Source organism: Pseudomonas sp. LP_7_YM (genome assembly GCF_004364435.1).
In the GTDB taxonomy this organism is placed as follows: Bacteria; Pseudomonadota; Gammaproteobacteria; order Pseudomonadales; family Pseudomonadaceae; genus Aquipseudomonas.
This window is the reverse complement of record NZ_SOCT01000007.1, coordinates 31,246-46,086: the sequence shown is the minus strand read 5'-3', so window position 1 is coordinate 46,086 and position 14,841 is coordinate 31,246. Positions and strand designations below refer to the sequence as shown.

Below are 14,841 nucleotides of genomic sequence, written 5' to 3'. Positions count from 1 at the left end.
AGGCCGTCAGCGCGGCGAAATGTGCGCCACCATCAGCTGCACGGTTTCATTGCCGCGAAACTCATTGAGGTCAAGCTTGTACGCCAGTTCGACCCAGCGCACGCTCGGATTGGGCCAGACATCGCGATCAACGCTAAATGCGATGCCATCGAGCTTCACCGTGCCGCACTCGGTCTTGAGAACCATCTTCAGATGCCGCTCGCCGACCACACGCTGCTCCACCAGCTGGAACACACCGTGAAAAAGCGGCTCGGGAAAATGCTGCCCCCAAGGCCCGGCATTGCGCAGCGCGCGTGCAAGTTCAAGGTGGAATTCTTCAACCGCCAGGGTGCCGTCCGATACCAGGCGCCCGGTGAGGTCTTCTTCAGTCATCTGGCGCCGCACCTCGGCATCGAAGGCTTCAGCGAACGCTGGAAAGTGCTCGGCGGGCAGCGACAACCCGGCAGCCATCGCATGGCCACCAAACTTGCTGATCAACTCGGGGTGTTGCGCCGCCACCGCATCCAGCGCATCGCGAATGTGGAAACCCGGCACCGAACGCGCCGAACCTTTCAATACGCCCGCCCCGGCGCTGGCGAAGGCGATGGTTGGCCGGTGGTAACGCTCTTTCAGGCGCGAGGCAAGAATGCCGATCACACCCTGGTGCCATTCGGCCTCGTACAGGCACAAGCCAAACGGCATCGACTCCACGGGCAAGTCCTTGAGCTGGGCCAAGGCCTCGCGCTGCATGCCCTGCTCGATGGATTTACGGTCCTGATTGAGCTCGTCCAGTTGCACGGCCATTTCACGCGCCAGCGTCTCGTCATCGCACAGCAGGCATTCGATGCCCAGGCTCATATCGTCCAGCCGTCCCGCTGCGTTCAGGCGCGGACCAAGGATGAAGCCCAAATCAGTGGAGGTGATGCGCGAAGGCTCACGCCGCGCGACCTCCAGAATGGCGCGCAGACCGGGGCGGGCCCGACCGGCACGAATGCGCATCAGGCCCTGATGCACCAGAATGCGGTTGTTGGCGTCCAGAGGCACCACGTCAGCGACGCTCCCCAGCGCGACCAGATCCAGCAACTCGCCGAGATTGGGCTGCGCGCGACCGTTGGCCTCGAACCAGCCGATATCGCGCAAGCGCGCACGCAAGGCCATCAACACGTAGAAGATCACACCGACACCGGCCAATGCTTTGCTCGGGAAGGTGCAGCCCGGCTGGTTAGGGTTGACGATGGCGTCGGCGGCGGGCAGTTCGTGGCCCGGCAAGTGGTGATCGGTCACCAACACCTGAAGGCCGGCGGCCTTGGCAGCTGCCACGCCCTCGACACTGGAAATCCCGTTGTCCACGGTCATCAGCAGGTCGGGCTGGCGCTCCAGTGCGACCTTGACGATTTCCGGTGTCAGGCCGTACCCGTATTCGAAGCGGTTCGGCACCAGATAATCGACATGCGCGGCGCCGAGCAGACGCAGCCCCAACACACCGACCGTACTGGCGGTGGCGCCATCGGCATCGAAATCGCCGACGATCAAAATGCGCTGACGTTGCTGCAGTGCCGTCACCAGCAGATCAACCGCCGCGTCAATGCCCTTGAGCTGCTGATACGGAATCAGCCGCGCCAGGCCCTTGTCCAGTTCCTCCTGGGACAGCACACCGCGAGCGGCGTACAGACGGGTCAACAGGGGCGGCAGATCGCCGAGAAAAGGCAGGGTGTCGGGCAACTGGCGTGATTCGATGCGCATTCGGGTTCCGCTGATGTGTTCGGGTGGAGCTGAGTCAGTCATTCCGGGAACGTCGGCGATCAGCCGCGCTCACCGGCCAGCCATTGCAATTGCACTTCGTGCTGACCACGGTCGTCGGTCACGAAAATCGTGCCTTCGCTGATCATCACGTCCCATTTGATGACCCGGGGCATGTCCTTGGCCAAAATCTCCAACACTTCCTGAGGCACGGCGGCAATGTTGACGTTCTTCAGGTTTTTCACCGCTGGCACGACCTTGCCTTCCCAGACGCGCAGGCTGCCGTAGGCCAGCAGGCTGGTGCGCTCGGTGCGACGGGAGCACCAGGTCAGACGATCGGCATCCGGCTGGCCGACTTCGATCCAGTGCAGAACGCGGTCATCCAGGCTTTTTTCCCACAGCGCCGGTTCGTCAACATCCGACAGACCGCGACCAAACGACAGCTGCTCGTTGTACCAGAACGCATACGCCAGCAAGCGCACGGTCATGCGCTCTTCGGTTTCCGATGGGTGACGGGCGATGGTCTGTTTGACGTTTTCGTAAACCCCGCGATCAAGGTCGGTGAGGTTCAGTTCGAATTTGTAGGTCGTGGACGGCTGGGCCATGAACGGGCTTCTAAAGACAGGGAAGGCGCCAAGTCTACCCGATGCGCGCGCCCTTGAACGACCGAACTCAATGATTGATCGACCTCGTTGAGCAAATCCGCCCTGTGCGCGTTCTTCAGGGTGCTTTACTGATCTTAAAGTCACGAGTGTTAAACAAATGCTCTACAACGCCGATACCTTACTGCGAGACCCTCCAGCATGAAGGTCATAAGGTGGTCCGTCGCGAATTCAGCCCCCCTGGGGCGTGGTTGCAGCGCCGTCATTCAGTTTTTTCGGGGTTTGCATCAACGGATGGTCAATCGTTATTCACGCCATCGCAAACACGGCCTGCTGGTCCTGTTACTGGCCGCGGTCCTGGGCAGCCTGCCTGATGATGCCTGCGCCAGGGAAACCCTCATCTGGCTGCTGCGCGACTTCCCTCCCCTGACCATCTTCGCCGGCACTCAGAGCGGTCAGGGCGCCATCGACCAACTGATGCCGGAACTGATCGCGCGGATGCCGCAGTACGACCATCAGATCATGCACGTCAACCGTGCTCGCGGAACGCAAATGCTGCAGGACCCTGAGGTGTTCGCCTGCGATCCGACCTTGTTGTGGACGCCGAAACGCGAGAAGACCACTCTCTTTTCGATTCCCATCTACGCAATAAACGGCAACGGTGTGACCATCGAGCGCAGCAAGCATGCGCTGTTTGCGCCTTTCCTCAGAGCAGACGGGCATCTTGATCTGGCTGCGCTGCTGGAAAGCAATACCGTCAAGACCGGCATCGTCGCCGAGCGCAGCTATGGCCCGGTCATCGACGACATCCTGCGCAACACCACCCGGCCCGAGAACCTGATCCTGCATTACGGCAATTCGGCTGTGGGCAGCATGGTGCAGATGGAGCGTCTCGGGCGCTTTCAGGCGATCATCAGTTATTGGCCAGAGGCTCGCTACCAGGCCCAGCAACAGGGCATTGCGCCGGATGAGCTGGAGTTCTTCCCGGTCAAAGACACGCCCAAGTACCAGTTCGCGCACATCGGCTGCTCGAAAACCGACAAGGGCCGCGAGGCAGTCGCGATCATAAACCGCGAAATGCGCACATTGCGCACCACCCGACTGATCCCGTTCTTTACCCAGTGGGCCATCGACAAGCAGCAATACCGGCAAGACGCGCTGACCTTTTTCGATCAGTCACAGCACTGACAAACGGCAGGCAAAAAGAAACCCCGAGCAGCGGGGAGACTACTCGGGGTCAACCGTGGCCCATCTTGGACCCGTACGGCAGGCAGCATGAACACCGGAGCACAATGCCTGCGCCTGCCGTAATAAATAGGAGCCTACTCAACCCATAAGGTTCCCCGGCACTCAGACAAATCCACGAGCGGCAGTAAAAGCATGTGCCTGTGCGGCATTGCGCATGGCGGCGATGACACAAGGCTCGATTCGCCCTTCGGCGACCATCAGGTCACGATGCAGGCCGTCGACCACATCGGTCAGCTGACGCTTGTCACACAACTGGGCAGCGGAATAAACGCGTTCGATCACGATCGCACCGGCTGCATTTTTCAGCGTCACCAGACGCTCGCCATTCACACCGGCCACTCCCAGGCTTGCCTGATAAGGTGCCAGCGCTTCGCTCAACAGTAAGCTGATATTTTCCATCTGGATCACCACTCAACAGTTTGAATGCAAAGGTGCTTACCAATGACCATCGACCGCAGCGCAAAGTTCTTTTCCTCCCCAGTTTCTGCCGTGAACCGGGTGATTATCGCAACCTGATACTGTAGAACCCGACCGCTCAGCCCGCCATGCTCTGTGTCCCATGACGATTTTGCGCGGTAACTTCCATTTCAGGATGATTGACTGAATGTCTGTGCCAGCGCCGCCGCCAGATATACAGGATGCATCCGGATCTTTATGCAAAGGAGCTGCAGGCATGGCCGCCAAAGAAAAAGCGATGCGCGTGATCCTGGCCGACGACCACCCGATATTTCTGATCGGGTTGAAAGTGGTGATCGAGCAGAATCCGCATGCCAGGGTCATTGCCCAGGCCAGTGCGCCGGATGAGCTGATGCAGACCCTCGGAAATGAGCCGTGCGATCTGCTGGTGACGGACTTCATGATGCCGGTTCAGGATCAGAACGACGGTTTGCGCCTGCTTGAACGAATCCGCCGCGAACATCCGGCGTTACCTATCATCGTGGTGACCATGCTCAACAATGTCGGGCTGTTCCGCTCGATGCTCGCCCTAAACGTCAACGGAGTGCTGAGCAAGGCGAGCATGGCCAACGAGCTGCCCGCCGCCATCGCCTGCGTGAGCACCGGCAACACCTTCATCGCCGATTCGGTGCGACGCATGTTGCGGGAGGCCAGCGATCACAGTTCCGACACACTGGTCGCGCTGCGTGACCTTTCGCCCCGTGAACTGGAAGTCGTGCGTCTGCTCGCTGCAGGCAATGCGGTCGGCACCATCGCCGCACAACTGCATCGCAGCAAGCAGACAGTCAGCGCACAGAAGGTCAGTGCGATGCGCAAGCTGGGACTGGTAAACGACGCAGCGCTGTTCATTTACCTGCAGGAGCACGGTCTGGCCTGATCGACCGAAACGCCAACACGTGTTCCGGACGGTGCTCAAGATCATCCAGCCAGTTCATCAAATCGGCCTCGCCCATTGGCCGAGCGATGAAATAGCCCTGAATGGCCGGGCTACCCAGCATTGACACTGCCGCATAGTCCTCGGCCGTTTCAACGCCTTCCACCACAACGTCCAGGGCCATTCTTTTTGCCATGAACAGGGCGCCACCGACCACGGCCGACTTGCGTCGATCCTCGGCCATCCCCCGGACGAACTCCGCAGGGATTTTCAGTTCGTTGAATGGCAGTTCCAGGAGCCGCTGGATGTTTGATGCGCCGGTGCCAAAGTCGTCGATGGACAGTCGACAACCGGCCATGCGCAGCCTCAGCAAATTCTCGAATTGCACAACCGCCATTTGCCGCGCCGACTGCTCGATCACTTCCAGGGTCAGCATCTGCGGCTGAACCGCAAAGCGCTCCAGCAGCAATTGCAGCCCGGGAACGAAATCCGGCTGATCAAGCAACTGTGGTGGAATGTTCACGGCCACCGGCAGCGCGCGCCCGCGAGACATCAACAACCGATGGGACAGGCTCAGCGCCAGCTCCAGCATGTGCCAGGTCAAAACGGTGATCAAACCTGCCTGCTCCAGCTGCGGCAGGAAACGGCCTGGCGCCAACAGACCCAGCGTAGGATGCTGCCAGCGGGCCAATAATTCGACGCCAACCAGTTCACCGCCCGCTCCTACCTTTGGCTGGAAATAAGGGATCCACTGAGCACGATAGTCGTGGGCGCTGTCGAGCGGCGGTAATGCCGTCGGCTCGGTGTATTCAAACCGGGCGGTCTCTGGCGCCCCGGCAAGCGATAGCCGCTGCGCCAACAGCGCGCCGATGGCGGCCGCCGAGGCAGGCTTTTGTAGCGCCCCCAGAATCCTGACGCCACGCTGCCGGGCCAGTTGCGCCGCGCTATCGAGTACCGAAGCTTCGGCGCTGCTGAGGATGATCACCGCCCCCGCCTGCCCCGTGTCAGCGAGGTAGCCAATCAGCGAAAGACCGTCCTCGCCGTCCATGTGCAGGTCACATAGGGCGATATCCACAGGGCCGCGCTGTTCCAGTTCACACAGTGCCGCTTCGACGCTGCCTGCGGTCAGCACGTCGAATACCTGATTGGCGTTGAGCATCTGATGCAACGCCATCCGCTGGAATGGATTGTCTTCGAGTATCAGAACCTTGAGCGAATGCACGCTTGACCCCCTGCAATCAAAGCCTGATCCGGCTTTGGGACGATGCATTTTAAGGAGCTGGCGGCGTGCCCGACATAGGACACGTCTTAAAGTGCGGGCACCTCGTCCAGGTGAGTTTCAAGAGACTGACTCAGCGCCTGCAGGGTCGCGTCAAGCAACTGCCAGGCGCTGTCAATCGGGCCGGGGGCCCGTGCGCGAACGTCGCTGTCCAGTTGCGCGCAGGCCCTGGCCAACGGCACAGCATCTATCAGGCAGGCCACGCCCTTGAGCCGATGCAGGCAGGCGCTCAGGGTTTTCCAGTCGCGCACGGCGACCGCAGGCTCAAGGATTTCCCGTTCCTGGCGCAGGTTTTTCCACAGCTCGGCGAGCATTTTTTGAATCTGTGACTCATTGGCCTGAGTCATGTGATGCAAAACCTGAATATTGAACTGGCGTGCAGCCGCTTCCTTCGAGGGCACTACCTCCTCAAGCTTTTCAGCCAACTGCGCCAGCGACACCGGTTTGATCAACAAGGCGTCCATTCCCGCCTCCTCACAACGCCCCCTCTCCTCGTGCATGGCATTGGCCGTGCAACCGATGATCGGGCGGCTTACCCATTGCTCCAGACGCTCGATGTCGCGCAGCGTTCGCGTCAGTTCATAACCGTCCATGCCCGGCATGTTGCAATCGGTTATCAGCGCATCGAAATAGTCGTTGCGCCACCTCTGGAGCGCCGCTTCCCCGCTGTCGACCGCGATGACCTGATGGCCCAGCAATTCAAGTTGCCCGGTCAGCACCAGGCGAGTGGCCGACAGATCATCGGCCACGAGAATTCGCAGCGCCGTTGCGGCTGCGCGCGGCCGATCCGGCGGCGGCTGTGGCGTGAGCGAAGCGTGTGCCGCCATCACTGGCAGATCGAATCTGACCCGAGTTCCCTCACCCAGAGCGCTGGTGACGGAGATTTCACCGTCCATCAACTCCACCAGCTGCTTGCAGATGCTCAGGCCAAGACCGCTGCCACCAAACTGCCGGGCGGTCTGCGCATCGGCCTGCGCGAAGGGTCGAAATACGCGCCCCTGCTGTTCTGCACTCATGCCCATCCCGGAGTCCACCACCTCAAAGCGCAGCCCCGGCGGCGTCTGGCCATCGGGCCGAGTGCCCACATGAATCGTCACTGCGCCCTGGGAGGTGAATTTCAGCGCATTGCCGATCAGGTTATGCAAGATCTGCCGCAGACGCAGCGGGTCGACCCAATAAGCTTCTGCGACCTGTGGGTCGCGATGCAAGGTGAGCTGCAACCCGCGTTCGCGCGCCTGAACTTCGAACAACTGGTAAACCCCGTTCAGCAAGGGCTGCAATGAGGTGACCACGGTCGACAACTGCATCTGCCCGGATTCGATTTTTGCCAGATCCAGGCTCTCACCGATCAGCTCCACCAACTCCCGTGCAGAACGACGGGCGACCTCCAGCCCCTCGGACGGCGCTCCACCACGCAGCAATGTGTGTTCGCGCTCAAGCTCCAGCAAACCAACGATGGCTGACAGCGGCGTACGAATATCGTGGCTCATGTTGGCCAGAAACGTACTCTTGGCCCGGTTCGCCTGCTCGGCCTGCTTACGGGCCAGGGTCAACTCGCGTTCGAGTCGTTTACGCTCGGTGATGTCGATCCATCCCCCCAACAGCCCCTGTAGCTGTCCATCGGCACTGTGAAAGGGAACGGTCCATTGCCAGGCCTCGATAGGATGCCCGCCAAGTACCATGCTGCGGTCGACGAACACGGGCTCCTGCGTCTGCAGCAAGCTCATGTAATCGGCGTGCATGAGCTCGGCGGTTTCACGAGGGATCAGATCAACATCAATCAAGCGCCGACCGTTCATTTGCTCATAGCTGATGCCGAAGCTTTCCTCGTAGCTGCGATTGCACGACACCAGCCGCCCCTGAATGTCGCGAACATAGATAGGGTTGGGAATGCCGTCGAACAGCGCGCGCTTGAATGCAAGCTGGTCGCTGAGCTGCGCTTCGGCCCGCAGTCGGTGATGAATCTGCAGTTTCAGGCGGCTGCTCCAGATGAGCGATACCAGCCCCACCAGCAAGGCCAGGGCCAGCAGCCAATAGAGCCAGGAAGGAATACGCTGCAAGAGTGTAGGCTGGGCCAGCATTGCGCCAAGCCACCTCATGCGGATCGCCCGCATTTCCGCGACTGGAAACTCATCCAGCGCCTTGTTGAGAATGCTCAATAGTTCCGGTTCGGTCTTGATCACGGCAAAACGGTCAGGCGACCATTTGCCCTCAACGCTACGCCCGACTTTCAAGCCATCAGGTGGGGACATCCAGGCGCCTGCCTCGTTCTGGATGGTCGCCTCGGCCTGCCCGGTCTCCACCAACTGACGAGCATCGGCGTAGGTCGGCACAAGCCTTAACTGCACGTCTGGGTAATCGGTTCGAATGAACTCCAGCAGCGCGTGACTTGCCGGCATCGCCAGAACCTTCCCGGACATTTCGGCCAGACTGACCGAAGACTTGTTGTCCGCTCGAACCACATAGACCCAGCTGTTGCCGCCGTAGGCATAGCTGAAGTCCAGAATGGTCCTGCGTTCAGCGGTATCGGCAAGGGTGGTGTTCATGTCGGCTTCCCCCGAAGCCAGGGTATCCAGCGCCGCCTGTGTGGAAGGCATTGCCTGGTGCACGAACTTGAGCCCGGTCATGCGGGAAATACGGTTGAGGATGTCAATATTCAGGCCCTGCCAATGACCGCCGGCGTCCTGATAGATGTAGGGCGGATGCAAGGTAGAGGCGACCGTGACCTGAGAGTGTCGGCTGACCCATTGACGCTCGTCCGCACTGAGGCGGATACGCCGGCCCTGAACATCTGCGCCAAGGCCAACCGTCCAGCGGCCCTGAATTTCCCGGCTGACCGAGTCATCCAGATCGCCAAGTGCGCGGTTCAGCAACCCCAGCAACTTCCCGTCTTCCTTACGGGTGGCGAACGCAAATCCTCCAGGAGGCAGGAGGCTTTCGAACCTGATTTGCAAGCCCAGATAAGGTCGCAGAGCGTTATAGGAGCGCGCAATCACTTCGTTGCCGACAAAGGCATCGACATCGCCCTGCGCCAGGGCCTCCATCGCGCTGAACAGCGTCGGAGCCAACAGGACCGTGCTTTGCGGATAGACGCGGTGCACGACATCTGCATCGGCGTAGCCATCGAGCAGGGCAATGCGTTTACCCTCCAAGGAGGTCCCCAATGTGTGATCGTCACCGCGCCCTACCGCTACCGACCGGTCCTGCAGGTAGTCGCGGGTGAATGCCAGACCGGGCATACCGCGTTCATAGCCAGTGGCGCTGCTTATCAGGTCGATCTTGCCAGCCAGCAGCGCCGCGACGGCATGTTCGCGCTTGGCAAAGCCGGAGACGCGTACGGGAATGCCCAGCTTGGCGCTGATCAGACTTAAATAATCGGCGCTGAGGCCTTGATAGCGATTGCGATCGCTGGTGATGTCGATGGGCTCGTAATCGGCAATCGAAATGCCGACCCGAAGCTGTGCGTGCTCGTCCAGCCATTTACGGTCAGGGTCATCGAGCCGCAAGGGTTGCAAGTTCAGAAAGGGAGCGCCCAGAACAAAAGGCAGATACTCCGCCCCATGGCCTGCCCGGTTCCATACACACGCCAATAGCAACAGTGTGCATAGCATGTATCGAAGGGTTCTGGTCTGGACGGGCACTCCCTGCGTGTCCATGTTCATGTTTTCTACCGCCAATTGTTTATCCGCGAAAATCATAAATATCGCGCAAGTGTGGCATGCAGAAACGAGAAGACCCGCCAGTGGGCGGGCCTTAAGTTGTTACACGGCTATACCGTCAGAGCGGTTTGCCACGATTACCATGCTGGCTGACGAAGGCCTGCACGGCTTTCAGGTCATTTGGCAGCACGGTGCAGCGCTCGTCCCGCTCGAACAGATCAGACATGTGTGCAGGCAATTCAAGCTCCTTTCCTACACCGGCCTTTTGCACGGCTTCAGGGAATTTGACCGGATGCGCGGTCCCCAGAATGACCATCGGCGTGTCCAGGCTGCGGCGGCACTCGCGAGCGGCTTTGACGCCAATGGCGGTGTGTGGATCGAGCACCTCGCCGGTATTGGCGAAGACTTCGGCGATGGTTTCGCAAGTCTGTTCATCGGTGACGGCCAGGGAATCGAACAGCTTGCGGGTCTCGGTCCAGCGGTCTTCTTCGACGCTGAAACCGCCACCCTTTTTAAAGCTGTCCATCAGGCCGGCGATCGCCGCGCCATTGCGACCGTGCATGTCGAAGAGCAGACGTTCGAAGTTCGACGAAACCATGATATCCATGGATGGGGAAAGCGTGGCGTGCAGAGTTTCCTTGACGTACTGATTGCCACTCATGAAGCGGTGCAGAATGTCGTTGCGGTTGGTTGCCACGATCAACTGGCTGATGGGCAGGCCCATGTTGCGCGCCAGGTAACCGGCAAAGATGTCGCCGAAATTGCCGGTCGGAACCGAGAAAGCCACCGAACGTGCCGGACCGCCCAGCTGCAAGGCAGCGTGGAAGTAGTAGACGATCTGGGCCATGATCCGTGCCCAGTTGATCGAGTTCACCGCGACCAGGCGCGTGCCCTTCAGGAAGCTCTGGTCGGCGAAGCTGTTCTTGACCATTTCCTGGCAGTCATCGAAGTTGCCTTCGATGGCGATGTTGTGAATATTGTTGCCGAAGATGGTGGTCATCTGCCGGCGCTGAACGTCCGAGACGCGATTGTTCGGATGCAGAATGAAGATGTCGACGTTCTCGCAGCGACGGCAGCCCTCAATGGCCGCAGACCCGGTATCACCGGATGTCGCGCCAACGATCACCACACGCTCACCGCGTTTTTCCAGCACGTAGTCCAGCAGGCGACCGAGCAGCTGCAGGGCAAAGTCCTTGAACGCCAGAGTGGGGCCGTGGAACAGCTCCATCACCCATTCATTGCCGTTCAACTGGCGCAGCGGCGCGACGGCGCCGTGGGCGAACACACCGTAGGTGTCTTCAAGGATTTTCTTGAAATCAGCATCCGGGATGCTGCCTGTTACGAACGGGCGCATGACCCGGAAAGCCAGCTCGTGGTAAGGCAGACCCGCCCAGGAAGCGATTTCTTCCTGAGTGAAACGAGGCAGGTTTTCTGGAACGTACAGACCGCCGTCGGTGGCGAGGCCGGCCAGCAGCACGTCTTCGAAATTCAGGGCCGGAGCCTGGCCGCGGGTACTGATATAGCGCATTTTTCAAACCTTCGATTCGAGCTGCAAGCTCCGAGCTACAAGCGGCAGTTCAAAGCGATTCAGCTTTTGCCTGCCGCCCGCAGCGTGAAGCTCGCCGCGATGTGGTTTTGCGTTGACTTGCAGTTTGCCACTCAAGGCTAACCGCAGCGTTTAGTTCAGGTGCTCGACGCGAATGCGAACCACCGGTCCAGCCACATCCTGCAGTGCTTCCAGCGCCTCGATGGCGTCGTTCATGCGCTGTTCGATCACGCGATGGGTCAGCAGAATCATCGGCACCAGACCATCCTGTTCTTCAACTTCCTTCTGCATGATCGACTCGATGTTGATACCCCGGGCAGACAGGATACTCGCCACCTGAGCCAATACGCCGGGGTGATCCTTGGCCTGAATGCGCAGATAGTAGGCACTCTCGCACTCCTGGATCGGCAGGATCGGATGAGCCGACAGCGAGTCCGGCTGAAACGCCAGGTGCGGAACGCGATTTTCCGGATCGGTGGTCAGGGCGCGAACGACATCGACCAAATCAGCCACCACGGATGAAGCGGTGGGTTCCATACCGGCACCGGCGCCGTAGAACAGTGTCGAACCGGCAGCATCGCCATTGACCATTACAGCGTTCATCACGCCATTGACGTTGGCGATCAGACGATCAGCCGGGATCAGGGTCGGGTGCACGCGCAACTCGATACCGCTCGGGGTGCTGCGCGCAACGCCCAGGTGCTTGATGCGATAGCCCAATGCTTCAGCGTAGTTGACGTCGGCGGTGGTCAGCCGGGTGATGCCTTCGGTGTAAGCCTTGTCGAACTGCAGCGGGATACCGAATGCGATCGAGGCCAGAATGGTCAGCTTGTGCGCGGCGTCGATGCCTTCGACGTCGAAGGTCGGATCAGCTTCGGCATAGCCCAGCGCCTGAGCTTCGGCCAGCACATCGGGGAAGGTACGGCCCTTTTCGCGCATCTCGGTGAGGATGAAATTACCGGTGCCATTAATGATGCCGGCCACCCAGTTGATACGGTTGGCGGCGAGACCTTCACGAATCGCCTTGATGACCGGAATACCGCCAGCGACCGCAGCTTCGAAGGCGATGATCACGCCCTTCTCGCGAGCCCTGGCAAATATTTCGTTGCCGTGAACGGCAATCAGCGCCTTGTTGGCGGTGACCACGTGTTTGCCGTTTTCGATGGCTTTTAGGACCAGTTCACGGGCAACGGTGTAGCCGCCGATCAGCTCGATGACGATGTCGATCTCTGGATTGCTGGCGACCTCGAAAACATCGGTGGTGGTCGGGGTACCGGTAATCTGGCAATTGGGGTTGGGTCTACGCACGGCGATTTGCGCCACTTCGATTCCGCGCCCGGCACGGCGGGCAATTTCCTCGGCGTTACGCTTTAGCACATTGAAGGTACCGCCACCGACAGTACCCAGCCCACAGATGCCTACTTTGACCGGTTTCACTATGAACTCCCCATAAAACGGCCGACGCGAGGCCGGCCGTGAAAACAGCCGCAATGGATGCGGCTCGCTGTTGATGAAGCGCCGACAGCTGTGGCGCTTCAACGTCCGTCGCAGACATGGCCGCGACGGGCGGAATTACTTGGTGCCGAGCGCCAGTTTGGCAACTTGCAGTGCCGGCTGATAGCCGGGAATCACCTGACCGTCCGCCAGAACGATGGCTGGCGTGCCGTTCACACCGATCGCCTGGCCGATTTGAAACTGTTTGGTAACCGGGTTATCGCATTTGGCCGCCTTGATGTTCTTGCCGTCGACCATCCGGTCCATCGCATCGCGACGGTCCTTGGAGCACCACACCGCCTGCAGTTGCTCGTCGCCCGGTGATCCCAGCCCCTGGCGCGGGAATGCCACGTAACGCACTTCGATGCCGCGCTTGTTCAGCTCAGGCACTTCGCCGTGCAGCTTGTGGCAGTACGGACAGGTTGTGTCGGTGAAAACGGTGATGTGCGACTTGGTTTCACCCACCGCCGGGTAAACCACCATGTCTGCGGTCGGAATGCCGTTGATGGTCTTGGAAATCGCCTGACGTTCGACTTTTTCGGTCAGGTTGACCGGCTTGCCGCCCTGGATCTGATAGAGGTTGCCCTGCATGACGAACTGACCGTCAGCGCTGGCATAGAGCACGCGACCGCCCTTGAGATTGACTTCGTACAGACCGTTAAGCGGGCTGCTGGAGATGCTCTCGACGGGGATTTCCAGGTTCAGCGATTCCAGGGTTTTGCGAATAGCCTTGTCGGACGCCTCGTCGGCGTGGGCGAACAGGGTAAATGTGCTGGCCAGCGCTACGACAGCAGCACCGATAAAACGAGTCACGCGCATGAATACTCCTCGAGCGGTGGGCAGACGGGCGGGTATGAAAACCACGTACGCGAACGTACCGGGAGGTTTTCGACGCTCCAATCTGCGAAACCGGCAAAGCCTATCACATAAGGCTCGCGAGGCCGACGCCGACTGATGTAAGACTCATCGTAAATTACCGCTACCGGATTACCCGCGCGGGTGATGTTTGGCGTGCAGATCCTGCAGGCGGGCCCGGGCGATGTGGGTATAGATCTGTGTTGTGGAAAGATCACTGTGACCCAGCAGCATCTGCACCACCCGAAGGTCCGCACCGTGGTTGAGCAGGTGCGTCGCAAACGCGTGGCGCAAGGTGTGCGGCGACAGGGACTTGCCGATGCCGGCAACCTTGGCCTGGAGCTTGATGCGGTGCCAGAACGTCTGGCGCGTCATCTGCTCGCCCCGAAGACTGGGGAAGAGTACATCGCTGGGACGGCCGTTGAGCAGCTCCTGACGGGCGTCACGCATATAGCGTTCGACCCAGACAATCGCTTCTTCACCCATAGGTACTAGACGCTCCTTGCTGCCTTTGCCCATCACCCGCAGTACACCCTGTCGCAGGTTGACCTGCTCAAGCGTCAGACTGATCAGTTCCGTCACACGCAGGCCGCATGCATACAGCACTTCAAGCATGGCCCGGTCACGCTGACCGATAGCCTCGCTCAGGTCCGGTGCTGCCAGCAACGCATCGACATCGGCCTCGGACAAGGATTTGGGCAGCGGCTTGCCCAGTTGCGGCATGTCCACCTGCAATGTGGGGTCGACCGTGATGAGCTTTTCGCGCAGCAAGTAGCGATAAAAACCTCGCACCCCGGAGAGGAAACGCGCCGAGGAGCGAGCTTTGTAGCCGTTGTCCACGCGCCACGCCAGATGATCGAAAATCACCTCGCGCCCCACATTCATCAATTCGATGCCCCGCTCCTGGAGCCAGCCGTTGAACAATGCCAAGTCACTGCGATACGAATCGCGGGTGTTGTCCGAGAGTCCCTTTTCCAGCCAAAGGGCGTCCAGAAAACGGTCGATCACGGGGTGGTCTAGCGCGGGCATGGGGTCAGACTTGAGCGGCGGGAAACGAAGGGCAGTCTTTCATATCTGCAGGGACGATACAAAACCCTCACGTTCATGCG

Annotated in this window: 11 protein-coding genes; 2 read left to right on the top strand and 9 right to left on the bottom strand. The window is 60.0% G+C overall.

Going from position 1 to position 14,841, the window contains the following annotated elements; all coding sequences use genetic code 11:
* Positions 1-6: 6 nt before the first annotated feature.
* Together recJ and EC915_RS16990 are read right to left on the bottom strand one after the other, a co-directional pair.
* Entirely contained in the window at positions 7-1,722 is a 1,716-nt protein-coding gene (gene recJ, locus EC915_RS16995; protein WP_133751692.1) for a single-stranded-DNA-specific exonuclease RecJ, read from the bottom strand.
* A 59-nt stretch (positions 1,723-1,781) separates the two neighbouring features.
* On the bottom strand, positions 1,782-2,324 hold the full coding sequence (locus EC915_RS16990) for a YaeQ family protein (protein WP_133751691.1): 543 nt from the start codon (positions 2,322-2,324) through the stop codon (positions 1,782-1,784).
* A gap of 291 nt (positions 2,325-2,615) precedes the next feature.
* Between EC915_RS16990 and EC915_RS16985 the strand changes: the two genes are divergently transcribed.
* The gene (locus EC915_RS16985) at positions 2,616-3,509 is read left to right on the top strand and encodes a TIGR02285 family protein (RefSeq protein WP_133751690.1); all 894 of its coding nucleotides are present in this window, start codon (positions 2,616-2,618) and stop codon (positions 3,507-3,509) included.
* Positions 3,510-3,671: 162 nt separating this feature from the next.
* On the opposite strand, the gene EC915_RS16980 is transcribed toward EC915_RS16985, so the two are convergent.
* Complete coding sequence (locus tag EC915_RS16980) at positions 3,672-3,968, bottom strand: DUF3509 domain-containing protein (protein WP_133751689.1); 297 nt, start codon at positions 3,966-3,968, stop codon at positions 3,672-3,674.
* 274 nt (positions 3,969-4,242) lie between these two features.
* On the opposite strand from EC915_RS16980, the gene EC915_RS16975 reads away from it, so the two are divergent.
* A complete protein-coding gene (locus EC915_RS16975) occupies positions 4,243-4,902 on the top strand; it encodes a response regulator transcription factor (protein ID WP_133751688.1) in 660 nt (219 codons plus the stop codon).
* Here the strand turns inward: EC915_RS16975 and EC915_RS16970 are convergent.
* The 6 genes from EC915_RS16970 to xerD all read right to left on the bottom strand — a co-directional run bounded on the left by EC915_RS16970 (position 4,871) and on the right by xerD (position 14,761).
* The gene (locus EC915_RS16970) at positions 4,871-6,121 is read right to left on the bottom strand and encodes an EAL domain-containing protein (RefSeq protein WP_166651012.1); all 1,251 of its coding nucleotides are present in this window, start codon (positions 6,119-6,121) and stop codon (positions 4,871-4,873) included. The two genes, EC915_RS16975 and EC915_RS16970, sit on opposite strands and share 32 nt — an antisense overlap.
* An 86-nt stretch (positions 6,122-6,207) precedes the next feature.
* Entirely contained in the window at positions 6,208-9,834 is a 3,627-nt protein-coding gene (locus tag EC915_RS16965; protein ID WP_372237917.1) for a transporter substrate-binding domain-containing protein, read from the bottom strand.
* A gap of 121 nt (positions 9,835-9,955) precedes the next feature.
* A complete protein-coding gene (thrC, locus tag EC915_RS16960) occupies positions 9,956-11,365 on the bottom strand; it encodes a threonine synthase (RefSeq protein WP_133751686.1) in 1,410 nt (469 codons plus the stop codon).
* 150 nt (positions 11,366-11,515) lie between these two features.
* Entirely contained in the window at positions 11,516-12,820 is a 1,305-nt protein-coding gene (locus EC915_RS16955; RefSeq protein ID WP_133751685.1) for a homoserine dehydrogenase, read from the bottom strand.
* A gap of 135 nt (positions 12,821-12,955) precedes the next feature.
* Positions 12,956-13,696, bottom strand: a complete 741-nt coding sequence (gene dsbC / locus EC915_RS16950; RefSeq protein ID WP_133751684.1) for a bifunctional protein-disulfide isomerase/oxidoreductase DsbC — start codon at positions 13,694-13,696, stop codon at positions 12,956-12,958.
* A gap of 168 nt (positions 13,697-13,864) precedes the next feature.
* Positions 13,865-14,761: a site-specific tyrosine recombinase XerD gene (xerD, locus tag EC915_RS16945; protein WP_133751683.1), complete on the bottom strand. Its 897-nt coding sequence runs from the start codon at positions 14,759-14,761 to the stop codon at positions 13,865-13,867.
* Positions 14,762-14,841 lie beyond the last annotated feature (80 nt).

What these genes read in the sequence shown, in the direction of transcription:
- EC915_RS16975 (WP_133751688.1), top strand. Translation starts at nt 4,243, where the DNA reads ATGGCCGCCAAAGAAAAAGCGATGCGCGTGATCCTGGCCGACGACCAC.
- EC915_RS16980 (WP_133751689.1), bottom strand. Translation starts at nt 3,968, where the DNA reads ATGGAAAATATCAGCTTACTGTTGAGCGAAGCGCTGGCACCTTATCAG.
- EC915_RS16965 (WP_372237917.1), bottom strand. Translation starts at nt 9,834, where the DNA reads ATGGACACGCAGGGAGTGCCCGTCCAGACCAGAACCCTTCGATACATG.
- EC915_RS16985 (WP_133751690.1), top strand. Translation starts at nt 2,616, where the DNA reads ATGGTCAATCGTTATTCACGCCATCGCAAACACGGCCTGCTGGTCCTG.
- xerD (WP_133751683.1), bottom strand. Translation starts at nt 14,761, where the DNA reads ATGCCCGCGCTAGACCACCCCGTGATCGACCGTTTTCTGGACGCCCTT.
- thrC (WP_133751686.1), bottom strand. Translation starts at nt 11,365, where the DNA reads ATGCGCTATATCAGTACCCGCGGCCAGGCTCCGGCCCTGAATTTCGAA.
- EC915_RS16990 (WP_133751691.1), bottom strand. Translation starts at nt 2,324, where the DNA reads ATGGCCCAGCCGTCCACGACCTACAAATTCGAACTGAACCTCACCGAC.
- dsbC (WP_133751684.1), bottom strand. Translation starts at nt 13,696, where the DNA reads ATGCGCGTGACTCGTTTTATCGGTGCTGCTGTCGTAGCGCTGGCCAGC.
- recJ (WP_133751692.1), bottom strand. Translation starts at nt 1,722, where the DNA reads ATGCGCATCGAATCACGCCAGTTGCCCGACACCCTGCCTTTTCTCGGC.